22 protein-coding genes are annotated in these 22,061 nt (G+C 62.8%); 12 read left to right on the top strand and 10 right to left on the bottom strand.

Going from position 1 to position 22,061, the window contains the following annotated elements; translation table 11 throughout:
- Nucleotides 1-2: 2 nt before the first annotated feature.
- Nucleotides 3-704, bottom strand: coding sequence for a 4'-phosphopantetheinyl transferase family protein (locus tag U9R80_RS20985; RefSeq protein ID WP_301839230.1), 702 nt, complete (start codon nt 702-704; stop codon nt 3-5).
- A 141-nt stretch (nt 705-845) separates the two neighbouring features.
- Here U9R80_RS20985 and U9R80_RS20980 point away from each other — a divergent pair, with 141 nt between their 5' ends.
- The 4 genes from U9R80_RS20980 to U9R80_RS20965 all read left to right on the top strand — a co-directional run bounded on the left by U9R80_RS20980 (nt 846) and on the right by U9R80_RS20965 (nt 5,173).
- Nucleotides 846-1,448 carry a hypothetical protein gene (locus U9R80_RS20980; protein WP_301839232.1) on the top strand — a complete coding sequence of 201 codons (603 nt, stop codon included), beginning with the start codon at nt 846-848 and terminating at the stop codon, nt 1,446-1,448.
- A gap of 93 nt (nt 1,449-1,541) precedes the next feature.
- The gene (locus tag U9R80_RS20975) at nt 1,542-2,219 is read left to right on the top strand and encodes a response regulator (protein WP_301839234.1); all 678 of its coding nucleotides are present in this window, start codon (nt 1,542-1,544) and stop codon (nt 2,217-2,219) included.
- A complete protein-coding gene (locus tag U9R80_RS20970) occupies nt 2,216-3,562 on the top strand; it encodes an ATP-binding protein (RefSeq protein WP_301839236.1) in 1,347 nt (448 codons plus the stop codon). The genes U9R80_RS20975 and U9R80_RS20970 overlap by 4 nt, the downstream gene beginning before the upstream one ends.
- A 288-nt stretch (nt 3,563-3,850) precedes the next feature.
- Nucleotides 3,851-5,173: a dicarboxylate/amino acid:cation symporter gene (locus U9R80_RS20965; protein ID WP_301839238.1), complete on the top strand. Its 1,323-nt coding sequence runs from the start codon at nt 3,851-3,853 to the stop codon at nt 5,171-5,173.
- An 89-nt stretch (nt 5,174-5,262) separates the two neighbouring features.
- Here the strand turns inward: U9R80_RS20965 and U9R80_RS20960 are convergent, their stop codons facing one another.
- Nucleotides 5,263-5,757, bottom strand: coding sequence for a SprT family zinc-dependent metalloprotease (locus tag U9R80_RS20960; protein WP_301839240.1), 495 nt, complete (start codon nt 5,755-5,757; stop codon nt 5,263-5,265).
- Between the two features lie 140 nt (nt 5,758-5,897).
- Nucleotides 5,898-6,497, bottom strand: coding sequence for a Yip1 family protein (locus tag U9R80_RS20955; protein WP_301839242.1), 600 nt, complete (start codon nt 6,495-6,497; stop codon nt 5,898-5,900).
- A 271-nt stretch (nt 6,498-6,768) separates the two neighbouring features.
- Between U9R80_RS20955 and ttcA the strand changes: the two genes are divergently transcribed.
- Both ttcA and U9R80_RS20945 read left to right on the top strand, forming a co-directional pair.
- Nucleotides 6,769-7,593 carry a tRNA 2-thiocytidine(32) synthetase TtcA gene (gene ttcA / locus U9R80_RS20950; RefSeq protein WP_301839245.1) on the top strand — a complete coding sequence of 275 codons (825 nt, stop codon included), beginning with the start codon at nt 6,769-6,771 and terminating at the stop codon, nt 7,591-7,593.
- 5 nt (nt 7,594-7,598) lie between these two features.
- Nucleotides 7,599-8,270: a DNA-3-methyladenine glycosylase I gene (locus U9R80_RS20945; protein WP_301839246.1), complete on the top strand. Its 672-nt coding sequence runs from the start codon at nt 7,599-7,601 to the stop codon at nt 8,268-8,270.
- Between the two features lie 42 nt (nt 8,271-8,312).
- Here the strand turns inward: U9R80_RS20945 and U9R80_RS20940 are convergent, their stop codons facing one another.
- Genes U9R80_RS20940 through arsC form a run of 3 tightly spaced genes read right to left on the bottom strand, consistent with a single transcriptional unit; the run spans nt 8,313 to nt 9,671 of the window.
- The gene (locus U9R80_RS20940; RefSeq protein ID WP_301839247.1) at nt 8,313-8,723 is read right to left on the bottom strand and encodes a DUF2069 domain-containing protein; all 411 of its coding nucleotides are present in this window, start codon (nt 8,721-8,723) and stop codon (nt 8,313-8,315) included.
- Nucleotides 8,716-9,321, bottom strand: coding sequence for an NAD(P)H:quinone oxidoreductase (gene wrbA / locus U9R80_RS20935; RefSeq protein ID WP_301839248.1), 606 nt, complete (start codon nt 9,319-9,321; stop codon nt 8,716-8,718). Before wrbA ends, U9R80_RS20940 begins: the two co-directional genes overlap by 8 nt.
- A complete protein-coding gene (gene arsC / locus U9R80_RS20930; protein ID WP_301839249.1) occupies nt 9,318-9,671 on the bottom strand; it encodes an arsenate reductase (glutaredoxin) in 354 nt (117 codons plus the stop codon). Before arsC ends, wrbA begins: the two co-directional genes overlap by 4 nt.
- 86 nt (nt 9,672-9,757) lie before the next feature.
- Between arsC and U9R80_RS20925 the strand changes: the two genes are divergently transcribed.
- Nucleotides 9,758-10,222, top strand: coding sequence for a TlpA disulfide reductase family protein (locus U9R80_RS20925; RefSeq protein ID WP_301839250.1), 465 nt, complete (start codon nt 9,758-9,760; stop codon nt 10,220-10,222).
- Between the two features lie 61 nt (nt 10,223-10,283).
- Here U9R80_RS20925 and U9R80_RS20920 read toward each other — a convergent pair whose 3' ends face one another.
- From U9R80_RS20920 to U9R80_RS20905, 4 genes are all read right to left on the bottom strand, one after another.
- Nucleotides 10,284-10,688 carry an META domain-containing protein gene (locus tag U9R80_RS20920; RefSeq protein ID WP_128324198.1) on the bottom strand — a complete coding sequence of 135 codons (405 nt, stop codon included), beginning with the start codon at nt 10,686-10,688 and terminating at the stop codon, nt 10,284-10,286.
- The gene (locus U9R80_RS20915; RefSeq protein WP_301839251.1) at nt 10,685-11,122 is read right to left on the bottom strand and encodes a hypothetical protein; all 438 of its coding nucleotides are present in this window, start codon (nt 11,120-11,122) and stop codon (nt 10,685-10,687) included. The genes U9R80_RS20920 and U9R80_RS20915 overlap by 4 nt, the downstream gene beginning before the upstream one ends.
- 31 nt (nt 11,123-11,153) lie before the next feature.
- Nucleotides 11,154-12,143 carry a 2-hydroxyacid dehydrogenase gene (locus U9R80_RS20910; protein WP_301839252.1) on the bottom strand — a complete coding sequence of 330 codons (990 nt, stop codon included), beginning with the start codon at nt 12,141-12,143 and terminating at the stop codon, nt 11,154-11,156.
- Between the two features lie 76 nt (nt 12,144-12,219).
- Complete coding sequence (locus tag U9R80_RS20905) at nt 12,220-14,970, bottom strand: response regulator (RefSeq protein WP_301839254.1); 2,751 nt, start codon at nt 14,968-14,970, stop codon at nt 12,220-12,222.
- A gap of 217 nt (nt 14,971-15,187) precedes the next feature.
- Between U9R80_RS20905 and U9R80_RS20900 the strand changes: the two genes are divergently transcribed.
- The 5 genes from U9R80_RS20900 (at nt 15,188) to relA (ending at nt 22,010) form a co-directional block, all read left to right on the top strand.
- A complete protein-coding gene (locus U9R80_RS20900) occupies nt 15,188-15,904 on the top strand; it encodes a response regulator transcription factor (RefSeq protein WP_301839255.1) in 717 nt (238 codons plus the stop codon).
- Nucleotides 15,876-17,315 carry a sensor histidine kinase gene (locus U9R80_RS20895; protein ID WP_301839257.1) on the top strand — a complete coding sequence of 480 codons (1,440 nt, stop codon included), beginning with the start codon at nt 15,876-15,878 and terminating at the stop codon, nt 17,313-17,315. The genes U9R80_RS20900 and U9R80_RS20895 overlap by 29 nt, the downstream gene beginning before the upstream one ends.
- 94 nt (nt 17,316-17,409) lie before the next feature.
- On the top strand, nt 17,410-18,312 hold the full coding sequence (gene cysM, locus U9R80_RS20890; protein WP_301839547.1) for a cysteine synthase CysM: 903 nt from the start codon (nt 17,410-17,412) through the stop codon (nt 18,310-18,312).
- Entirely contained in the window at nt 18,312-19,670 is a 1,359-nt protein-coding gene (gene rlmD, locus U9R80_RS20885) for a 23S rRNA (uracil(1939)-C(5))-methyltransferase RlmD (protein WP_301839258.1), read from the top strand. Before cysM ends, rlmD begins: the two co-directional genes overlap by 1 nt.
- Nucleotides 19,671-19,769: 99 nt before the next feature.
- Nucleotides 19,770-22,010 carry a GTP diphosphokinase gene (gene relA, locus U9R80_RS20880; RefSeq protein WP_301839259.1) on the top strand — a complete coding sequence of 747 codons (2,241 nt, stop codon included), beginning with the start codon at nt 19,770-19,772 and terminating at the stop codon, nt 22,008-22,010.
- Nucleotides 22,011-22,061 lie beyond the last annotated feature (51 nt).

Here is a 22,061-nt window from a genome sequence, read left to right as displayed (position 1 = left end):
GATCAGACCGCGACGAGGCTGAGCAGTTGTTCGCCCTGGAGACAGAACTGCGCTTCCAGCTCCCGGCCGTGATGCCATTGCGGCGACAGGTCTGTCAGCAAGCGCAGGCGGGCGTAGCCGTCAGCGGACCATTCCAGCACTTCCGCATGCTCGAAGTAAAAGCGCTGCAGCACGATCGGGTACAGCGCCTTGAACAGGCTTTCCTTCAGTGAAAAGGTCAGCGTGACCACAAGGCCTGTTTGCTGCGGGTCCATGCGCTGCAGCTCGGCCTCGGTGAGGATCTCGCCGGCCAGGCGTGTGGCGCGCTCGTCACTGAGCAGGCTCTCCTGATCCAGGCCTAGACCCCGGCAGTCCTCTTGGCGCGCCACCACGGCAGCGGCCCAGCCTTTACCGTGGGTGATCGAGCCGCTGATGCCGGCCGGCCAGATGGGGGAGCGGTCCTCGTGGGTGCCGGGCACATACACGCGACCATCCAGCTGTTGCAACGCCGCCCGGGCGCAGACCCTGCCGGCCAGGTACTCGGCCTGGCGCTTGGCCACCGAGCGCTGCAGGCTGGCCGTTTGCTCGATGCTGGCGCGGGCGAAATCGTCGTGGCCGAGCTGGGTGGGGTCGAACGCGCAACTGACCAGTACCGCACCAGGGACGGGGCGGGGCAGGGGCCAGTGATTCTGCAGGGGGGTACAGCAGGCGGGGAGTCGGTTCATGTTCAGCATTGTGCCGCGGCCATCACCAGCTTTCCAGCCGAGTTGTTCAGCCGAGGTTCAGGCAGGGTTCAGCGGCCGTTCAGGACCCTCTGCTTACTCTAGCGCCCACACCCACACCGGGCCTCAACTGGAGTAAACACGATGAAAACACTCAACTCGCTGTTCCTCGCTGTCGCGTTCCTTGGTGCTGCCGCAACTGCCCAGGCTAGTGACTCTACCTTCGCTGGCGTCACCTACGGCCAGACCAGCGACAAGATCAAGAAATCCGGTTTGCTCAGCAGCAACACCGACCACCTGAACAGCAACGGCATCATCGACAAGGATGGCACCTGGGGAGTACGCCTCGGCCAGATGAACGACCAGCGCCGCTACTACCTCACCTACGACAACGTCTCCAACGACCACAGCGGCCTGAAGCTGCGCCAGGAAAATCTGTTGGGCAGCTACGACGTGTTCTACCCGCTGGGCACCAGCACCAAGCTCTTCGGCGGTGCCAGCGCCGGCCTGACCAAGCTCAGCCAGGAGTCGTCCGGCTATAGCCGCGATACCGACACCGGCTATGCCATCGGCCTGCAAGCCGGCCTGCTGCAACAAGTCAGCGACAACGCCTCGGTCGAGCTGGGATACCGTTACCTGCGCAGCAACGCCAGCACCGAACTGGCCGAGCACGGTGGCCCGAAAGTCGGCACCCTGCGCCTGGACAGCAGCGCGCAGACCTACCTCTCGGCCAACTACGCGTTCTGATTTTGTCTGGCGATGTCCGAACCGGCCTGCAGGTGCATGGCCGGTTCGCTGTTATTCTTGAGCGAGTGTGCCGGGTCGTATAGGGAGGAGCGTATGAAACTGCTGGTGGTCGAGGATGAGGCACTCTTGCGTCATCACTTGTACAGCCGCTTGACGGAAAGCGGGCATGTGGTCGAGGCGGTTGCCAACGCCGAGGAGGCGCTCTACCACGTCGAGCAGTTCAACCATGACCTGGCGGTGATCGACCTGGGCCTGCCTGGCATGAGTGGCTTGGACCTGATCCGTCAGCTGCGCTCGATGGACAAGAGTTTTCCGATTCTCATCCTGACTGCCCGGGGTAACTGGCAGGACAAGGTCGAGGGACTGGCTGCCGGTGCCGACGACTATGTGGTCAAGCCGTTCCAGTTCGAGGAGCTGGAAGCCCGCCTCAATGCCTTGCTGCGCCGCTCCAGCGGCTTTATCCAGTCGACCATCGCCGCCGGGCCCTTGCTGCTGGATCTGAATCGCAAGCAGGCGACACTCGACGAGCAACCCTTGGCGTTGACCGCCTACGAGTACCGCATCCTTGAGTACCTGATGCGCCATCACCAGCAGGTGGTCGCCAAGGAGCGCCTGATGGAGCAGCTTTATCCGGATGACGATGAGCGCGATCCGAATGTGATCGAGGTGCTGGTCGGTCGTTTGCGTCGCAAACTTGAGGGCACCACCGGCTTCAAGCCCATTGATACCGTCCGGGGCCTGGGCTACCTGTTCACCGAGCGTTGCCGGTGATTCGCTCGCTACGGCTGCGGCTGATGGTAGCCGCTGCGCTACTGGCGGTGTTGTTCATGCTCGGCCTGCTGCCTGCCTTGCAAAAGGCTTTCAGCCTGGCCTTGCAGGAGTCCATCGAGAAGCGCCTGGCGTCCGATGTGACCACCCTGATTTCGGCGGCGCGCATCGAGAATCATCAGTTGCAGATGCCCGAGCTGCTGCCCGACGAGAAATTCAACCTGCCCGATAGCCGTCTGCTCGGTTACATCTATGACCGCGAGGGCAGGCTGGTCTGGCGTTCGCGCGCCACCGCCAACGAGAACATCAACTACATCCCGCGCTATGACGGGCGTGGCAACGAATTCGCGCGGATTCGCCAGGCCGATGGCGAGGAGTTCTTCGTCTATGACGTGGAGGTCAAGCTGCTGGGCGGCAAGTCGGCGGCCTTCAGCATTGTTGCGTTGCAACCGGTGCGCGAATACCAGCAAACCCTCAATGGTCTGCGCGAGCGCCTGTACCTGGGCTTCGGGGCGGCGTTGTTGGCCTTGCTGGTGCTGCTGTGGGCCGGGCTGACCTGGGGGCTGCGCTCGCTGCGCCAGTTGAGCCGCGAACTGGATGAGGTCGAAGCGGGCAACCGTGATGAACTCAGCGCCGAGCACCCGCGTGAGCTGCTGCGCCTGACGGGTTCATTGAACCGCTTGCTGCACAGTGAGCGCGATCAGCGTCGTCGCTACCGCGACTCCCTGGGTGATCTGGCGCACAGCCTGAAAACGCCCCTGACCGTGCTGCAGGGGGTGAGCGAAAGCATGGGGGAGCGCCGCGAAGACCGCGAGCAGGCGCGGATACTGCAAAGTCAGATCGAGCGCATGAGCCAGCAGATCGACTATCAGCTGCAGCGTGCCAGCTTGCGCAAAAGTGGCCTGGTACGTCACCAGGTGGCGCTGCGGCCATTGCTCGAAAGCCTGTGCAGCACGCTGGCCAAGGTCTACCGCGACAAGCAGGTGAGTATCAGCCTGGATGTTCCTGACCAGGCCCAGGTGCCCATGGAGCAGGGGGCCTTGCTCGAACTGCTCGGTAACCTGCTGGAGAACGCCTACCGCCTTTGCCTGGGCGGGGTGCGGATCAGCCTGCACAGCGGACCGTCGTATGTCGAACTGTGCGTCGAGGATGACGGGCCGGGCGTACCTGCCGATCAGCGCGAGCGCATCCTCCAGCGCGGTGAGCGTCTGGATCGGCAGAACCCGGGGCAGGGCATCGGCCTGGCAGTGGTCAAGGACATCATCGAAAGCTACGACGCCAGCCTTAACCTCGAAGACTCGCCGCTGGGCGGGGCTGCATTTCGCATTCGCTTTCCCCTGGACTGAGTCGCCATCACCCTGGGCGGATTACCGCCAACATCATTCTTTTGCAAAAGGTGTCGGGCGGAAAACCGCCAAGTTGCCCGGCATCCTTGCAACCTCCTTGTGCATCCGGCCCCAGCAAATACGGGGCTTGCACCGATAAAGCGCATTTTGGCATCGGGCTTGCTATTGCCCTAGCAGAGTTCTGCCAGGCAGCTCGACACAACAAATCCCTCCAGTGCAGGAGGGTTCGCGCTTTAGGTACTGCCCAGGTCCTGGGAAGGATCGTTCGGTACACTTGAGGAATTAGCCATGACGACGCGTCAGCCACTGTACAAATCGCTGTATATCCAGGTGTTAGTAGCGATCACCATCGGTATCCTGCTGGGCCACTACTACCCCGAAACCGGCGTTGCCCTCAAACCACTGGGTGACGGGTTCGTCAAACTGATCAAGATGGTCATCGCCCCCATCATCTTCTGCACCGTTGTCAGCGGCATCGCCGGCATGCAGAGCATGAAATCGGTCGGCAAGACCGGTGGCTACGCGCTGCTCTACTTTGAAATTGTCTCGACCATCGCCCTGATCATCGGCCTGGTCGTGGTCAACGTGGTCAAGCCTGGCGCTGGCATGCACATCGACGTCAGCACCCTGAACGCCAGCAGCGTGGCCGCCTATGCCGCCGCCGGCGCACAGCAGACCACGGTCGGCTTCCTGCTCAACATCATTCCCAACACCGTGGTTGGTGCGTTCGCCAACGGCGACATCCTGCAAGTGCTGATGTTCTCGGTGATCTTCGGTTTCGCCCTGCATCGCCTGGGTGCCTACGGCAAGCCGCTGCTGGACCTGATCGACCGCTTCGCCCATGTCATGTTCAACATCATCAACATGATCATGAAGCTGGCGCCGGTCGGTGCTTTCGGCGCCATGGCCTTCACCATCGGCCAGTACGGCGTTGGCTCGCTGGTACAGCTGGGCTACCTGATGGCCTGCTTCTACGTTACCTGCGTGCTGTTCATCCTCGTGGTTCTGGGGGGGATCGCCCGCGCCCACGGCTTCAGCGTTCTCAAACTGATCCGCTACATCCGTGAAGAACTGATGATCGTGCTGGGTACTTCGTCGTCCGAGTCGGCCCTGCCGCGCATGCTGACCAAGATGGAGCGCCTGGGTGCGAAGAAATCCGTGGTTGGCCTGGTGATCCCTACCGGTTATTCGTTCAACCTCGACGGCACCTCGATCTACCTGACCATGGCCGCGGTGTTCATCGCCCAGGCAACCGACACCACCATGGACATCACTCACCAGATTACCCTGCTGCTGGTGCTGCTGGTGGCCTCCAAGGGTGCAGCTGGTGTGACTGGCAGCGGTTTCATCGTGCTCGCCGCGACGTTGTCGGCGGTAGGTCACCTGCCGGTTGCCGGCCTTGCGCTGATCCTTGGTATCGACCGCTTCATGTCTGAAGCCCGTGCCCTGACCAACCTGATCGGCAACGCAGTTGCCACCGTCGTCGTGGCCAAGTGGGTCAACGAGCTGGACGAAGACAAGCTGCAGTCCGAACTGGCTTCCGGTGGTTCGCCGCTGGTCGAGGTCGGCCCGGTCGATGACCTGGGTGTCGCTGAAGTGTCCACCCGCTAACCGGCGAGTGAGGAAATGAAAAAGCCCATCTTCGGATGGGCTTTTTTGTGAGCGCTATAGGGGCGCCGGCTGGCCCCGTGATACATCCGTCATTCCAGACGCATTTCGCCGCTGTACACCAAGGTCTGCCGACACCGCCGGCACAGGTACCGGCGCCCCTGGCGCACCAGGCTATGGCGCTGGGCCGAGAAGGGGAAATCACTTTCGGGGCACGGGCAGCGATAGATGTAACGGGTTACCGTGCGGCGCTTCACTGCATAGTTGTGGCAGCGATTGGGCGGCAGTTCATAGACCCCGCGCATGATCAGTTGCCATTCCTCGCCATGGGGCTGGATGCGGTCGCCAAACAGTTGGTGGGCGACCAGGTGGGCCACTTCGTGGGCCACGGTCTGCTTGAGAAAGTCTTCGCTGTTCTCGCGGTACAGCTGCAGGTTGAAGCGCAGCAGGTTCTCATGCAGGTGGGCGACGCCGGCCTTCTGGCCACGCAGCTTGAAGCTGACTTCGGGGCGTGCGAAGGGGCGTTTGAAAAAGGTTTCGGCTTGCTGGTAACAGGTTTCGACGCGGGATTTGAGCAGTTCGGGCATATCGGGGAACACTCCTGGCCGGCAATTATGCCGCAACCCATGCAGCGCTGCCGAGCCACCTGTCAGCGCACAGCATCAGGCCGCCTTGCGGCGGCCTGAAGGTTACTGCGCCTATGTTGCTGCTTTTCTAGTAATTGGTTTTAGTTGGTATAGACGGGCCCCACGCCCAGTCCCCAGATGATCACAGTGAAGGCCATGATGGCGACCAACACCACCAGGCCGACCGCCAGTACCGAGCTTGAGAACAGGAACCCTTCGTCCGAAGGGATGTTCATGAAGGTCGGCAGTCCGACATAGAGCAGGTAGACCGTGTAGCACACGGCTGCCGTGCCGACGACCATCCCCAGCCACAGGTGTGGGTACAGTGCCGCCAGGCCGCCGATGAACAGCGGCGTTGCGGTATAGGTGGCAAATGCGATGCAGCGGGCGAGGCTCGGATTGGCATCGTAGGTCCGTGCCATCCAGTGAATGAACGCGCCCATGACCGCGACGCCACCGAGCATGGCCAGGTACGACATGATGGTCATCCATAGCGCGCTGTCCTGGGTCAACATGACCGGAGCGCGCTCGCCGATGACCCAGCCGACCTGGGTTGTACCGATGAACGCCGATACCGCCGGGATCGCCGCCAGTATCAGGGTGTGGGTCAGGTACATGTGGCTGATGCTTTCTTCCTCGCCACGAATCTCCTTCCATTCCTGATCAGGATGGGTAAATAGACCAACAACGTGATGGATCATGCCAGTCACTCCTTTCGTTGTTGCCATCGCCCCCCAGAGGAGCGCTTGCGACCCCAAGGGTTGGGGGCCAGAGGATCGAGGTCACCTTTGGTGTGGCCTTATGTCGCAGTATAGGAAGGAGTTCGCCGCTTAAAGCCGGCTTTTTAGAGCAAATCGCGCTGTCAGGCGCTCGGCTAATCACCTTGCAGTCTTTATCGGATTGCCCTACGCCTGCCGACGGTTTGTGCGTAAAATATGCCGCTTTTGTCACACCTCGCGGATTTCAAGCGCTATGGGCACCCTTTCGGTCAACCAGAACAAACTGCAAAAACGCCTGCGTCGTCTCGCCGGCGAAGCCATCACCGACTTCAACATGATCGAAGACGGTGACAAGGTCATGGTCTGCCTGTCCGGCGGCAAAGACAGCTACACCATGCTCGATGTTCTGCTGCACCTGCAGAAAGTGGCGCCGATCAAATTCGAGATCGTCGCGGTGAACATGGACCAGAAGCAGCCAGGCTTCCCCGAGCACGTGTTGCCGGCGTACCTGGAGTCGCTGGGCGTGCAGTACCACATCGTCGAGAAAGACACCTACTCGGTGGTCAAGGAACTGATCCCGGAAGGCAAGACCACGTGCTCGCTGTGCTCGCGCCTGCGCCGTGGCACCCTGTACACCTTCGCCGACGAGATCGGCGCGACCAAGATGGCCCTGGGGCACCACCGCGACGACATCGTCGAGACTTTCTTCCTCAACATGTTCTTCAACGGCACCCTCAAGGCCATGCCGCCCAAGCTGCGCGCCGATGACGGCCGCAACGTGGTGATCCGCCCGCTGGCCTACTGCAGCGAGAAAGACATCCAGGCCTACTCGGACATGCGGGAATTCCCGATCATTCCGTGCAACCTCTGCGGCTCCCAGGAAAACCTGCAGCGCCAGGTGGTCAAGGACATGCTGGTGGAGTGGGAGCGCAAGACCCCGGGCCGTACCGAGAGCATCTTCCGTGGCCTGCAGAACGTCGTCCCGTCGCAGCTGGCTGACCGCAACCTGTTCGACTTCGTCAACCTGAAGATCGACGAGACGGCGCCTGCACGTTTTCTCGACGTGCTGAACATCTGACCGGCATGCGTGATTACCAATGGCTGCACGAGTACTGCCTGAACCGCTTCGGTTCGGCTGCCGCGCTTGAAGCGCACCTGCCCCAGGTGAAAACGCCGGAGCAGTTGCGCGCCATCAGTGCCGACCGCTACCTCTCTACCCTGGCCCTGCGGGTGTTTCGCGCCGGGCTCAAGCACAGCCTGGTGGATGCCAAGTGGCCGGCCTTCGAGCAGGTGTTCTTCGGCTTCGATCCGCACAAAGTGGTGCTGATGGGGGCTGAGCACCTGGAGCGGCTGATGCAGGACACGCGGATCATCCGCCACCTGGGCAAGCTCAAGAGCGTGCCGCGCAATGCGCAGATGATCCTGGACGTCGAGAAGGTGCACGGCAGCTTTGGCGCGTTCATCGCCGACTGGCCGGTGACCGATGTCGTTGGGCTGTGGAAGTACCTGGCCAAGCATGGCAATCAGATGGGTGGGCTGTCAGCGCCGCGCTTCCTGCGCATGGTTGGCAAGGATACCTTCATCCCCACCAACGACATGGCTGCGGCGCTGATTGCCCAGGACATCATCGACAAACCGCCGACCAGTCAGCGTGACCTGGCTCAGGTGCAGGCGGCATTCAACCAGTGGCATGCCGAAAGTGGGCGGCCGCTGTGCCAGTTGTCGGTGATGCTGGCGCATACCGTCAATCATTGAAGGTGCATCGCGGGGCCTGTGGGGCCCCGCGATGCATTCAGTTCAGCCTTCCCCCGCCAACCGCCGGTCATACTGAAACCGCCAGCGCACGTACAGCAGGGCACTGATAAACAGCGCCAGGCTGATCGCCACTTCCAGCCAGCCGAATACCGCCCGTGCCGGGTCGAACGCGGCCAGTACCCCTTTGATGAAGTACAGGTTGACCACGAAGCAGGTCCAGGCGTGCGCGCGCGCGTTGCCCAGCAAGATCCCCGGCAGCAGCAGCGCCAAGGGCACCAGCTCGACCGCAAGGATCACGCCGGTGCGTGCACCGTGCAGGTCGGCAAACAGCAGGTTGTTGAGGGTCAGCAGGGCGATCAGGCCGAAAAAGCTGGCCAGGCTCAGCGCCCGACTCAGGCGCAGGCGCGGTGCCAGCCACTCGATCGAGGGCAGAACCTTGGGCTTTTTAGCCACGACCGTTCTCCAGCAGTTTGGCGGTGCTGGCCAGGCGTTGGCCCAGGGCGCGGCACAGGGAGATTTCATCGGCGTCCAGGTCACGTTTGCCATCGGCCCCGGCGTGGTGGCTGGCGCCATACGGGGTACCGCCGCCGCGGGTTTCGAGCAGCGCCGACTCGCTGTAGGGCAGGCCCATGATCAGCATGCCGTGGTGCATCAGCGGCAGCAGCATCGACAGCAGGGTCGATTCCTGGCCGCCGTGCAGGCTGGCGGTGGAGGTGAACGCGGCCGCCGGCTTGCCGACCAGGCCGCCACTGAGCCACAGGCTGCTGGTACCGTCGATGAAGTACTTGAGCGGCGCTGCCATGTTGCCAAACCGCGTCGGGCTGCCCAGGGCCAGGCCCGAGCAGTGGCGCAGGTCATCCAGGGAGGCGTAGAGCGCGCCGGTGTCGGGGATGTCCGGGGCCACCGCTTCACACTCGGTGGAGATCGCCGGAACCGTGCGGATCCGTGCTTCCAGGCCGGCCATCTCGACGCCACGGGCAATCTGCCGGGCCATTTCGCTGGTAGAGCCGTGGCGGCTGTAGAACAGGATCAGAATATAGGGCGCACTCACGGCAGGATCTCCAGCACCTTCTCTGGTGGCCGGCCGATCACGGCTTTGTCGCCGGCGATCAGGATCGGGCGCTCGATCAGTTTCGGGTGCTTGACCATGGCGTCGATCAACTGCGCTTCGCTCAGGCTGGCATCGGCCAGGTTCAGGTCCTTGTACTCATCTTCACCGCTGCGCAGCAGCTGGCGCGCACTGATGCCCAGCTTGCCGAGCAGGGCCTGGAGATCGGCGGCACTCGGCGGCGTTTCCAGGTAGCGGACCACGGTCGGGGCCAGGCCGCGGGCTTCAAGCAATTCCAGTGCGCCACGGGATTTGGAGCAGCGCGGATTGTGATAGAGGGTCAGGTCGGTCATGTTCGGGTCGCATCCAGCAGGGTGTGGCGGCTATTCTAACCGCAGCGACTTCGCATTTTGCTTGAATCTTCGAGAAGGATTGACCCATGACAAGGCGTTTGGCAGCAGCACTGGCCATCACCGCGAGCCTGTTGCTCGGTGGTTGCGGTGCAGACTATGGCCTGGACCAGAACGGACAGACTGTAAAAGCCGAGCAGATCGACGGGCACTGGCTGGTGCTCAACTACTGGGCTGAATGGTGTGGTCCGTGCCGTACCGAAATCCCGGAACTCAACGCCGCTGCCAAGCAGTGGCAGGCCCAGGGCGTGAAAGTGCTCGGGGTGAACTTCGATGGCTTGCAGGGGGAGGAGCTGAAAAAGGCCACTGAGGCCCTGGGCATCAGCTTCACCGTACTGGCCGAGGACCCGGCCGAGCGTTACGAGTTGCCACGCAGCGAGGCATTGCCGGTGACCTACATCATCGACGACAAGGGCAAGGTGCGTGAGCAATTGATGGGCGAACAGACCCTTGAAGGCCTGAACGAGAAGATCAAGGCCCTCAAAGGGGCTTGATGGCTTTTATCGCGGGGCAAGCCCGCTCCCACTGTGGGAGCGGGCTTGCCCCGCGATGGCTTCAGCCTTCTTCAGGCCAGAACCGCAGCGGCTTGCCCTCGGCAGGCCAGAAGCGCACCTGCTCGATCGGCGAGACGTCCCAGCGCTGCACGGTCTCCAGCGCCTGCAGGAAGCGTTTTTCCTGCTCCATCAGTGCCGGTGCGCAGAGTTTGCGGGTGCTGCCGACCTTGCCGAAGGTGAGCTTGTCACCGTCAAGCTGGTAAGGCGCGAACCAGTGGTTGCAGCCGCCATTGCCATAGGCACGACCATCCGCGGCAAGCGTCAGGGTCAGGTGGCTGTAATCCATCAGCGGACGTTCGCCAATCCACTCCAGCAAGTAGCTGCGTTCCTGTTCCAGCTTCATCGGCTCAGCGGCGCAGCCCAGCAGGGCCGTGCCGATCAGGGCTGAGAGCAACAGCGTTTTCACTGGGCTGACTCCTTGCATGCGGGGCACAGGTGCTTGTCGCCACGGCTGGTCCAGCCCAGCTCGGCGATGCGCGCGCTGGCGGCCGGTTGCTGGGCTTTCTTGCCGAGCTTGGCGTCCACGGCGAACTCGAAGTCCAGGCTGGCCTGGCAGCTGTCGCAGTTGACCTGCCACTGATGGATCGCCAGTTCGCCGAACACCGGCCCGCTGGCCACCGCGACCCATTGACCGGTCGGGTTGATCAGGTGGCGGACGGTTTCGACGGTCAGGCGCATGGACAAATCCTTGCTGCCCTTGAGGGTCACCAGCAGGACGTCGTTCTTCTTGATCGAGCCGCCGTTGCCGGTCACTTGATAGCGACCCGGCACCAGGGCGCGGCATTCGATCAGGGTGTGTTGCGGGTTAAACAGGGTGTAGCGGAAATCGTGTTCGACCATGGGTCCTCCAAATCTGCCGCGTATCCTAGCATCAACCCTCGACCAAGTTTTGCGCATTGCCTGCCGCCCAGCGGGTAATGTTCTCCAGCGTCGTCGCGGCGATCGCGGCCAGCGCCTCGCGGGTCAGAAACGCCTGGTGGGCGGTGACGATGACGTTGGGGAAGGTCAACAGGCGCGCGAGCACGTCGTCTTGCAGCGGCTGGTCGGAGCGGTCCTCGAAAAACAGCTGGGCTTCTTCTTCATAGACATCCAGGCCCAGGTAGCCCAATTGACCGTCCTTCAAGGCCTCGATCAACGCCGGGGTGTCGATCAGCGCGCCGCGGCCGGTGTTGATCAGCATGGCGCCCGGTTGCAGGTCGGCCAGGCTTTGCGGGTTGATCAGGTGGCGGGTCTGTTCGGTCAGCGGGCAGTGCAGGCTGATGATCTGTGCCTGGCGCAGCAGGTCCGGCAATTCCAGGTAGCGCGCCCCCAGGGCCAGCAACTCGGGGTTGGGGTAAGGGTCGTAGGCCAGCAGTTGGCAACCGAATCCGGCCATGATGCGGGCGAAGGCCGCACCGATCTGACCGGTGCCGACCACGCCGACGGTTTTGCCGTGCAAGTCGAAGCCGGTCAGCCCGTGCAGGGCGAAGTTACCTTCGCGGGTGCGGTTGTAGGCGCGGTGCAGGCGTCGATTGAGGGCCAGGATCAGCGCCACCGCGTGCTCGGCGACCGCATGCGGGGAGTAGGCCGGCACCCGTACCACGGCAAGGCCCAGGCGCTTGGCCGCAGTCAGGTCGACATGGTTGAAACCGGCCGAGCGCAGGGCGATCAGACGGCTGCCGCCGGCGGCCAGGCGCTCCAGCACCGGGGCGCTGAGATCGTCATTGATGAAGGCGCAGACCACTTCGTGGCCGTTGGCCAAGGCCGCGGTGTCTTCGGTCAGGCGTGTCGGTTGAAAGTGCAGTTCAAGCCCATCCGCTGCCGGGGCTTGGGTGAAGCTGTCCTGGTCGTAGGACTGGCTGCTGAAAAACAATACGCGCATGGGATCTTCCTGAATCGGTTGGCGGAGAGTCTAACCGCCGGGCAAGGTCATCGCCTTGCCTCAGGTCAGCCAGGGGTCAAGCGCTCAGGCGTGCCTGGGCGGTGAGGCGGGTAATGGCCCGGTCCAGTTCGTCCAGGGCGCGCAGCGCTTCGGGGTCATCCTGCTTGAGCAAGGTTTCGCTGCGCTGGCAGGCCGCTCGCAGTTGCGGTACCCCGCAGTAACGCGAGGCGCCGTTGAGCCGGTGAACCCGCTCGATCATGCCGTTACGGTCTGCCGCGTCACGCGCTGCGCGGATCGCTTCGCGGTCGGCCTCCAGCGAAGCCAGCAACATGGCCAGCATGTCGGCGGCCAGGTCCGGCTTGCCAGCGGCCAGGCGCAGGCCTTCCTCCGGGTCCAGGACCTTCAGTTCGCTGCTGTCGGGGATGCGCTCCTGCAGGCGCTCATGGTGAGTCGCCCCCAGGGTCTGCCCCGTCCACTTGAGCACCACCTGGGCCAGTTGGCGCTCACTGATCGGCTTGGTCAGGTAGTCGTCCATGCCGCTGTGCAGCAGCGCTCGCTTTTCATTGGCCATGGCGTGGGCGGTGAGGGCGACGATGGGCAAGGGTGGCCCGCTCTGGCTGGTTTCCCACTGGCGGATCTGTTCGGTGCATTCACGACCGTCCATGCCCGGCATCTGCACATCCATGAGCACCAGGTCGAAGCGTTCGTCTTGCACCGCTTGTACTGCGGCGTAGCCGCTGTCGACCGCCAGCACCTCGGCACCGAGGTCTTCGAGCAGCGTTTGCACCAGCAGCAAGTTGGCCGGGTTGTCGTCCACGCACAGCACTTTGGGCAGGGGTTGATTGGTGCTGACTTTGATCTCGTGGCTGCGCCGCGGCTGGACCAGCTCCACCAGGGCCCGGCGCACCTTGCGCGTGCAGGCCGGCTTGGCTTGCAACTGACTGTGGGCGTTGGGCAGGTAGGGGTGGTAGAGCGCCTGTTCGGTGGTCGGGCAGAGCACCAGTGCCTGGCAGTCCAGGCGCTCCAGTTGGGCGATGTACTGGCCGAGTCGCTCTGGCGACACGCTGTCCAGGTTCACCCCCAGTACGGCCAGGGTGAAGGGTTGTCCGGCCATGCGGGCGTTGGCCACGGCGTGCAGCAGCGGGTCGATGGAGATAAAGGTGCTGACGTTCAGGCCGCAATCTTCCAGCTGATGCACCAGCGCCTGGCGGGCCAGCTCGTGGGCATCGACAATCGCCACCCGGCGTTCGAGCAGCGGTTGCAGCGGCATGTCCTCGGCATCGTCGCGGGCCTTGGGCAGGCGCAGGCTGATCCAGAACTGCGAACCTTCCCCGGGCGTGCTGTCGACCCCGATTTCCCCGCCCATCTGCTCGATCAGGCGCTTGGAAATCACCAGCCCCAGGCCCGTGCCGCCTGGCTGGCGCGACAAGGAGTTGTCTGCCTGGCTGAAGGCCTGGAACAGCGCCCGCACATCCTGGCTGGACAGGCCGATGCCGGTGTCCTGGACGCTGATGCGCAACTGCACGCTGTCGTCATGTTCTTCTTCAAGCATGGCCCGGGCAACGATGGTGCCTTCGCGGGTGAACTTGATGGCGTTGCTGATCAGGTTGGTCAGGATCTGCTTCAAGCGCAGCGGGTCGCCGACCAGCGACAGCGGCGTATCGCGGTAGACCAGGCTGACCAGCTCCAGCTGCTTGGCATGGGCGGCTGGCGCGAGGATGGTCAAGGTGTCCTGGATCAGGTCGCGCAGGTTGAACGGAATGCTGTCGAGCACCAGCTTGCCGGCCTCGATCTTGGAGAAGTCGAGGATCTCGTTGATGATCCCCAGCAGGCTGCCGGCGGATTTTTCGATGGTGCCCAGGTAGTCGAGCTGGCGCGGGGTCAGGTCGCTTTTTTGCAGCAGGTGGGTAAAGCCGAGGATGCCATTGAGCGGCGTACGGATCTCATGGCTCATGTTGGCGAGGAATTCGGACTTGATCCGGCTGGCCTCAAGGGCCTCCTTGCGGGCCATGTCCAGCTCGATGTTCTGGATCTCGATGGTTTCCAGGTTCTGGCGCACGTCTTCGGTGGCCTGGTCGATGCTGTGTTGCAACTCTTCATGGGCGTTGTGCAGGGTTTCGGCCATGCGGTTGATGCCCGCAGCCAGCTCATCGAGCTCGTAGCTGCCCATGGGCGGCAAGCGCTCCTCCAGGTTGCCATCCTTGAGTTGGGTCACGGCATGCTTGATCTGGCTGATCGGGTCGTTGATCGTGCGGCACATGCGCATGGCCAGCAGTGTGGTGGCGACCAGCCCGAAGAAAATCAGCAGCAGGGTGGTGAACAGGCTGCGGTAGCCGCGCAACAGCGTGCCATCGTGGGACAGTTCGATTTCCACCCAGCCCAGTAACTTGTCGGCTTCGTTTGGAACATGCTCGCCAGCAAGGTCGCGGTGGTAGCCGAACACCGGTAACAGGTAGCGGGTCGCGTCATTGCCCGTGCGCTGCAGCAGTTGTGTGCCGCCTCCGGCGGGTGCCTGGTTGAGCATGGTGGGGCCGGCATGGGCGAGGGTGTTGCGGTCCGGGCCAAGAAAGGCTACGGCGCGTACGTCGGTCTGCTCCAGAGCCTGGGCGGCAATGTGTTCCAGTTGCACAGGGGCATGGCGAGCCAGTGCCGGGGCTACCAGCGGCGCCAGGTGTTCGGCAATCATCTTGCCGCGTTGCAGCAATTGGGTTTGCAGCTCACTTTGCTGCAGCCAGGTGAAATAGCTGCCCAGTACCAACGCCATCAGACTGGCGGGTAACAGGGCAAGCAGCAGCACGCGGCTTCGGATTCCCAAATGATTCAGCACGCGACTCTCCTGTGCCCGGCAGTTGCTGTAAGCCACGGTCAGGCGTAGCTGACAGGCCAAGTCGGAAAAGTACCGCGCCTTTCAGTGCAATGCACTCATTTGTATCTACTTTTGGCGTAGCTGGATGCACGGGGGCCGTGTTCATGAACAGTTACAGGTTGCCTGGAGGAAGCAATTCCCCAATAATCGCGTTATTGAGAATCGCTAGCACCCGCCAATGAATCCCGTAGCCATTAATGCTTCTAACATTCTTGCCATCGAGGACGACCCGGTCCTGGGCGCCTATTTGCACGAAGAGCTGCAGCGTGGCGGCTTCTCGGTCACCTGGTGCAAGAACGGTCGCGAAGGGCTCGATGTTGCGCGCGAGTCGCGGTTTGACGTGGTGTTGATGGACATCCTGCTGCCCGGCCTGAACGGCCTGGATGTGCTGGCAAAACTGCGGGAAAGCACCTCGATACCCGTGATCCTGATGTCTGCCCTGGGGGCTGAGGCAGACCGCATCACCGGGTTCCAGCGCGGCGCCGACGACTATCTGCCCAAGCCCTTCAGCATGGCGGAACTCAAGGTGCGTATCGAAGCGATCTTGCGGCGGGTGGCGCTGGAGCGTCGGCATCAACAGCCTGTCAGCTCAGGTAGCGGCGAGCTGCAGTTCGATGAGCAAGCCAGTGACGTGTGTTGCGCCGGGCAGTGGGCCGGGCTGACCTTGAGCGAATACCGGCTGCTCGACATCCTGCACCGTAGCCATGAAGAAGTACTGAGCAAACCCTTCCTTTATCAGCAGGTCCTGCAGCGCGGTTATGCCCGTCATGACCGCAGCCTGGACATGCATGTCAGCCAGATCCGCCGCAAACTCAAGGCCATCGGTTACCAGGAGCGAGAGGTGCGTACCGTCTGGGGCAAAGGCTATGTGCTCAGCGCCAGCGAGGTCAGCTAAGGTGCCCAATCGTCATTCATTGTTCTGGAAACTGGCGATTCTGCTGGTCGGCTTCTGCCTGCTGATGATCGGCCTGAGCTGGACCTGGGGCCGGCACATGGAGACCCAGAACGCCTATCTATCCGAAGAGGCCAGGGCGACCCTCACCGCCTACGCCGCCGAAGCCGAGCAGGCCTGGGAACGGGGTGGTCAATCTGGGGTGGATCAGTGGCTGGCGGCCATGGCCGAGAAGGAATCGACCTGGATGGCGGTGGTCGGCCCTGATCTGCAGTCGTTGGGCAGCACGTCGTTGACGCCTGAACAAAGCCGCAAGATGACCTTTCTGCGCGGTATCGACTGGCCAGTGAGTCGACGGGTGACGGGCTTGCCCTGGATGCGCTTGCCTTTTCTGGAGCACCCGGAGCAGGGGCTGCTGGTCATCGAGTTGCCGCAACGGCTGCTCCCCGGGCAGTACCGCTTGTTCTGGCAGATCATGACCAACGGCATCATTCCCGGGCTCTTCACCCTGCTGTTCTGTGTGGGCCTGTACCGCATGTTGATCATGCCGCTGATCCAGTTGCGCGAGCAGGCCAATGCCTGGCGCGCCGATCAGCTGTCGGCACGAGTGGCCAGCAGCACGACCAGCCGCCAGGACGAACTGGGCGAATTGGGCCGGGCGTTCGACGACATGGCCGAGCGCCTGCAAGGCACCGTGGCGCTTCAGCAACAATTGTTGCGTGACCTGTCCCATGAACTGCGTACACCGTTGAGCCGCCTGCGCGTGGCCTGCGAGGGGGAAGGCGATGCCGAGCAATTGCGTGAACGCCTGAGCCGTGAAGTCGACTGCATGCAGCGCCTGGTCGAGGATGCCCTGCAACTGGCCTGGCTCGATACCGAGCGGGCGCCGCCGAGCAAGGAGCCGATCCAGGTCCAGGCCCTGTGGGAAATGCTGGCCGAAGATGCGTGTTTTGAAAGTACCTGGCCTTCCAGTCAATTGCATTGCGCCCTGGATGCGTCCTGCTGGGTAAAAGGCAACCTCAATAGCGTGGCCCAGGCCTTCGAGAACATTTTGCGCAATGCCATTCGACATTCGCCGGCCAACGGCGTGATCCGCCTGGATGGGCATCGTCAGGGTGACCATTGGTTGCTGTGGCTGGAAGATCAGGGCGGCGGAGTCGCTGAGGCGGATCTGGAGCGGATCTTTGCACCGTTCACCCGGCTGGACGGCTCGCGTCCGGGGGATGGTGGTTTCGGACTGGGGCTGAGCATCGCGCGCAACGCCATTGTGCGTCAGGGCGGACGGCTCTGGGCACAGAACACCGGGCAAGGCCTGCGGCTGAACATTCTTTTACCGGTAGGGGCGGGCTTGTCCCGCGATCAGCGTCTTGCAGGCAATGCACCCGCGGGGCAAGCCCGCTCCTACAGCTTATAGCTGGGAGCTATAACACCAACACATTGCGTGATATGGGCGAAACCGGTTTGCCGGTATGATAGACGCCCCCGCAGTCTGGATTGCGAACTACGCCATGACCTTGCAGTACCCAACCATCGCCGACTGCGTCGGCAACACGCCTCTGGTCCGCCTGCAGCGCATTGGCGGCCAGACCAGCAATACCCTCCTGCTCAAGCTTGAAGGCAATAACCCGGCAGGTTCGGTCAAGGACCGGCCGGCATTGTCGATGATCACCCACGCCGAAGAGCGCGGGCAGATCAAACCGGGCGACACCCTGATCGAAGCGACCTCGGGCAACACCGGGATCGCCTTGGCCATGGCGGCGGCGATCAAGGGTTACAAGATGATCCTGATCATGCCCGACAACTCCAGTGCCGAACGCAAGGCCGCGATGACCGCCTACGGCGCCGAGCTGATCCTGGTCAGCAAGGAAGAAGGCATGGAAGGCGCCCGCGACCTGGCCGATCGGCTGCAGGCTGAAGGCCGGGGCCTGGTACTCGACCAGTTCGGCAATGGCGACAACCCTGAAGCCCACTATGTGAGTACCGGCCCGGAGATCTGGCGTCAGACCCAGGGCACCATTACCCATTTCGTCAGTTCCATGGGCACCACCGGCACCATCATGGGCTGCTCGCGCTACCTCAAGGAGCAGAATCCGGCCGTGCAGATCGTTGGCTTGCAGCCAATGGAAGGCTCGGCGATTCCGGGTATCCGTCGCTGGCCCGAGGAATACCTGCCCAAGATCTACCAGGCCGATCGCGTTGATCGCGTGGTCGACATGGCCCAGAGCGAAGCCGAAGAAACCACGCGTCGCCTGGCACGGGAAGAGGGCATTTTCTGCGGCGTGTCCTCCGGTGGTGCAGTGGCGGCGATGTTGCGCCTGTCCCGCGAGTTGGAAAACGCCGTCATCGTGGCGATCATTTGCGACCGTGGCGACCGTTACCTGTCGACTGGCATTTTTGACGCGGCGAACTGATGTCCAAAAGTAAACGTAACAGCGGCCTGCGCTTTCAGCCGGCCGGTGGCAGCCGCACCCCCCAAGTGCCCACGGGCAAGAAGCAGCGCTTGCGTATCGAGCGCCTGTCCGGTGACGGCCGTGGCATTGCCTTTCTCGAAGGGCGTACCTGGTTCGTCAGCGGTGCGCTGGCCGAGGAAGAGGTCGAGGCGCGGGTGCTCAATGCCCACGGCAAGGTCGTTGAAGCACGCCTGGAGCGGGTCTTCACGGCCAGCCCGGATCGCCGCGAAGCACCCTGCAAGCACTTCGACCGTTGCGGCGGCTGCAATCTTCAGCACCTGCCCCACGCTGATCAACTGGCCCTCAAGCAGCGCCTGCTCGCCGATCAGTTGCAGCGGGTTGCCGGGGTGTTGCCCGAGCAGTGGGCGGCGCCGCTGAGCGGTCCCGAGTTTGGCTATCGGCGTCGCGCCCGGGTAGCTGTGCGCTGGGATGCCAAGGCGAAGAAGCTCGACGTCGGTTTTCGTGCCGAAGCCAGCCAGGACATCGTCGCCATTGATGATTGCCCGGTACTGGTACAACCCTTGCAGTCGATCATGCGTCACCTGCCTTTGCTCTTGCAGAGCTTGAGCAAGCCGCAGGTGGTCGGTCATGTGGAGTTGTTCAGCGGCACGGCCGTGGCCTTGTTGCTGCGTCATACCGGCCCGTTGGGCGAGGGCGACCTGGCCCGTCTGCAGGCATTTTGTAGCGAGGCCCAGGTGCAGCTCTGGCTGCAAGGCGAAGGTGAACCTTCACCGGTCGATGCCAGTCAGACCCTGGGTTTCGCCCTGGCACCGTGGGACCTGGAACTGGCTTACCGGCCGGGCGACTTTGTTCAGGTCAATGCCCAGGTCAATACGGCAATGATCGAGCAGGCCCTGGCCTGGTTGGCACCGCAAGCGGATGAGCGCGTACTGGACCTGTTCTGTGGCCTGGGCAACTTTGCCCTGCCGCTGGCCCGCCAGGCGCGTGAAGTGGTCGCGGTCGAAGGTGTGCAGGCGATGGTGGAGCGGGCAGAGGCCAATGCCCGCAACAACAATTTGCATAACGCCCGATTTTTTCAGGCCGATTTATCGCAGCCTTTGTCTGCCTCTGGCTGGGCCGCTGGAGGCTTTTCTGCGGTACTCTTGGACCCACCCCGAGACGGTGCTTACGAGGTTGTGAGAAAAATCGCAGACCTTGGGGCGAAACGTCTGGTGTATGTATCGTGCAACCCGGCGACCCTGGCCCGTGACACGCTTGAGCTGGTCAGGCAGGGGTACCGGTTAAAATGTGCCGGGATTCTCGACATGTTTCCTCAGACGGCGCATGTCGAAGCCATGGCGTTATTCGAGGCGGGCTAGCAAGACTGGCGCGTTCGGCGCTGCACCTTGGGTCCGGCAGGGGCAGCACCAGTGAGATCAAGCGCATCACGTATGCGCTGTAGGGAAAGGTAAACAAAGATGGTACAGGTGAGAGTGCACCAGCCGGTCAACACCGACGGCAGTATCAATCTCGAAGCATGGCTGGATCATGTGGTGAGCGTCGACCTGGCGCTGGACCGTGAAGCCCTCAAGGAGGCTTGCGAGTTCGCCCAGGAAGTCGAGAAGAAAGGCAACCCGGCCAAGCATTCCTGGGCCGACGGTACCTCAAGCTTCCAGGCCGGTCTGGAAATCGCCGAAATTCTTGCCGACCTCAAGCTCGACCAGGATTCGTTGGTCGCAGCGGTGATCTACCGCGCGGTACGTGAAGGCAAGGTGACCCTGGCCGAAGTGGGCCAGCGCTTTGGCCCGGTGGTGTCCAAGTTGATCGACGGCGTGCTGCGTATGGCCGCGATCAGCGCCAGCCTCAGCCCGCGTCAATCGTTGGTGCTCGGCTCCCAGGCGCAGGTCGAGAACCTGCGCAAGATGCTTGTGGCGATGGTCGATGATGTCCGTGTGGCACTGATCAAGCTGGCCGAGCGGACCTGCGCCATTCGCGCGGTCAAGGGCGCTGACGATGAGAAGCGTCATCGCGTCGCCCGCGAGGTCTTCGACATCTACGCGCCGCTGGCGCACCGCCTGGGTATCGGTCATATCAAGTGGGAGCTGGAAGACCTTTCCTTCCGCTACCTGGAGCCCGACCAGTACAAGCAGATCGCCAAGCTGTTGCACGAGCGGCGGCTGGACCGCGAGCGCTTTATCAGCGACGTGATGAATCAGCTGCAGAACGAGCTGCTGGCCACCGGGGTCAAGGCCGACATCAGTGGCCGGGCCAAGCACATCTATTCGATCTGGCGCAAAATGCAGCGCAAAGGCCTGGAGTTCAGCCAGATCTACGACGTGCGGGCGGTGCGCGTGCTGGTGCCGGAAATGCGCGATTGCTACACCGCGCTCGGGATCGTGCATACCCTGTGGCGGCATATCCCCAAGGAATTCGACGACTACATCGCCAACCCCAAGGAGAACGGCTACCGCTCCTTGCACACCGCGGTGATCGGCCCAGAGGGCAAGGTGCTCGAGGTGCAGATCCGCACCCACGCCATGCATGAAGAGGCCGAGCTGGGTGTCTGTGCGCACTGGCGCTACAAAGGCACCGACGTCAAGCCGAGCTCCAACCACTATGAAGAGAAAATCTCCTGGCTGCGTCAGGTGCTGGAGTGGCACGAGGAGCTGGGTGACATCGGTGGCCTTGCCGAACAGCTGCGGGTCGATATCGAGCCGGACCGCGTGTATGTCTTCACCCCGGACGGTCATGCCATCGACCTGCCCAAGGGCGCCACGCCGCTGGACTTCGCCTACCGGGTACACACCGAAATCGGTCACAACTGCCGGGGCGCCAAGATCAACGGGCGCATCGTGCCGCTCAACTACAGCCTGCAGACCGGTGAGCAGGTCGAGATCATCACCAGCAAGCACGGCAATCCCAGCCGTGACTGGCTGAACTCGAACCTGGGCTATGTCACCACGTCGCGGGCGCGGGCCAAGATCGTCCACTGGTTCAAGCTGCAGGCGCGCGACCAGAACGTCGCCGCTGGCAAGACCCTGCTCGAGCGTGAACTCAATCGCCTGGGCCTGCCGCAGGTGGATTTCGACCGGCTCGCCGACAAGGCCAACCTGCGCACTGCCGAAGATATGTTCGCCTCCCTCGGGGCGGGCGACCTGCGCCTGGCGCACCTGGTCAATGCGGCCCAGCAATTGGTCGAGCCTGAGCGCAGCGGCCACGTCGAGCTGGTGCCGCGCAAGGCCACCGGCTACAAGCCGGGCAAGCGCGGCGATATCCAGATCCAGGGTGTCGGCAACCTGCTCACGCAAATGGCCGGCTGCTGCCAGCCGTTGCCGGGCGATGCGATTGTCGGCTACATCACGGTCGGCCGTGGCGTGACCATCCACCGCCAGGACTGCGCCTCGGTGCTGCAGCTGGCGGGGCGCGAGCCGGAACGGATCATCCAGGTCAGCTGGGGCCCGGTGCCGGTGCAAACCTATCCGGTGGATATCATCATCCGCGCCTACGACCGTCCGGGCTTGCTGCGTGACGTCTCCCAGGTCCTGCTCAACGAGCGGATCAACGTACTGGCGGTCAACACCCGCTCGAACAAGGAAGACAACACCGCGCTGATGTCGCTGACCATCGAGATTCCGGGCCTGGACGCGCTGGGGCGCTTGCTGGGGCGGATCTCGCAGTTGCCGAACATTATCGAGACGCGGCGTAACCGTACGCCTTAAAGTTGTTATCGCGGGGCAAGCCCGCTCCTACCGTGGTTGTAGGAGCGGGCT

Origin of the sequence: Pseudomonas sp. JQ170C (genome assembly GCF_035581345.1) — a bacterium.
In the GTDB taxonomy this organism is placed as follows: Bacteria; Pseudomonadota; Gammaproteobacteria; order Pseudomonadales; family Pseudomonadaceae; genus Aquipseudomonas.
This window is presented reverse-complemented; position numbering and strand designations above follow the sequence as displayed.

Bases quoted from the DNA above. Each gene is read 5' to 3' on its own strand.
- U9R80_RS20910 (WP_301839252.1), bottom strand. From the start codon at position 12,143: ATGCGCGTATTGTTTTTCAGCAGCCAGTCCTACGACCAGGACAGCTTC.
- U9R80_RS20960 (WP_301839240.1), bottom strand. From the start codon at position 5,757: ATGCCCGAACTGCTCAAATCCCGCGTCGAAACCTGTTACCAGCAAGCC.
- relA (WP_301839259.1), top strand. From the start codon at position 19,770: ATGGTACAGGTGAGAGTGCACCAGCCGGTCAACACCGACGGCAGTATC.
- U9R80_RS20895 (WP_301839257.1), top strand. From the start codon at position 15,876: ATGTGCTCAGCGCCAGCGAGGTCAGCTAAGGTGCCCAATCGTCATTCA.
- ttcA (WP_301839245.1), top strand. From the start codon at position 6,769: ATGGGCACCCTTTCGGTCAACCAGAACAAACTGCAAAAACGCCTGCGT.
- U9R80_RS20975 (WP_301839234.1), top strand. From the start codon at position 1,542: ATGAAACTGCTGGTGGTCGAGGATGAGGCACTCTTGCGTCATCACTTG.
- U9R80_RS20980 (WP_301839232.1), top strand. From the start codon at position 846: ATGAAAACACTCAACTCGCTGTTCCTCGCTGTCGCGTTCCTTGGTGCT.
- U9R80_RS20915 (WP_301839251.1), bottom strand. From the start codon at position 11,122: ATGGTCGAACACGATTTCCGCTACACCCTGTTTAACCCGCAACACACC.
- rlmD (WP_301839258.1), top strand. From the start codon at position 18,312: ATGTCCAAAAGTAAACGTAACAGCGGCCTGCGCTTTCAGCCGGCCGGT.
- U9R80_RS20985 (WP_301839230.1), bottom strand. From the start codon at position 704: ATGAACCGACTCCCCGCCTGCTGTACCCCCCTGCAGAATCACTGGCCC.
- U9R80_RS20965 (WP_301839238.1), top strand. From the start codon at position 3,851: ATGACGACGCGTCAGCCACTGTACAAATCGCTGTATATCCAGGTGTTA.
- U9R80_RS20945 (WP_301839246.1), top strand. From the start codon at position 7,599: ATGCGTGATTACCAATGGCTGCACGAGTACTGCCTGAACCGCTTCGGT.
- arsC (WP_301839249.1), bottom strand. From the start codon at position 9,671: ATGACCGACCTGACCCTCTATCACAATCCGCGCTGCTCCAAATCCCGT.
- cysM (WP_301839547.1), top strand. From the start codon at position 17,410: ATGACCTTGCAGTACCCAACCATCGCCGACTGCGTCGGCAACACGCCT.
- U9R80_RS20955 (WP_301839242.1), bottom strand. From the start codon at position 6,497: ATGATCCATCACGTTGTTGGTCTATTTACCCATCCTGATCAGGAATGG.
- U9R80_RS20925 (WP_301839250.1), top strand. From the start codon at position 9,758: ATGACAAGGCGTTTGGCAGCAGCACTGGCCATCACCGCGAGCCTGTTG.
- U9R80_RS20900 (WP_301839255.1), top strand. From the start codon at position 15,188: ATGAATCCCGTAGCCATTAATGCTTCTAACATTCTTGCCATCGAGGAC.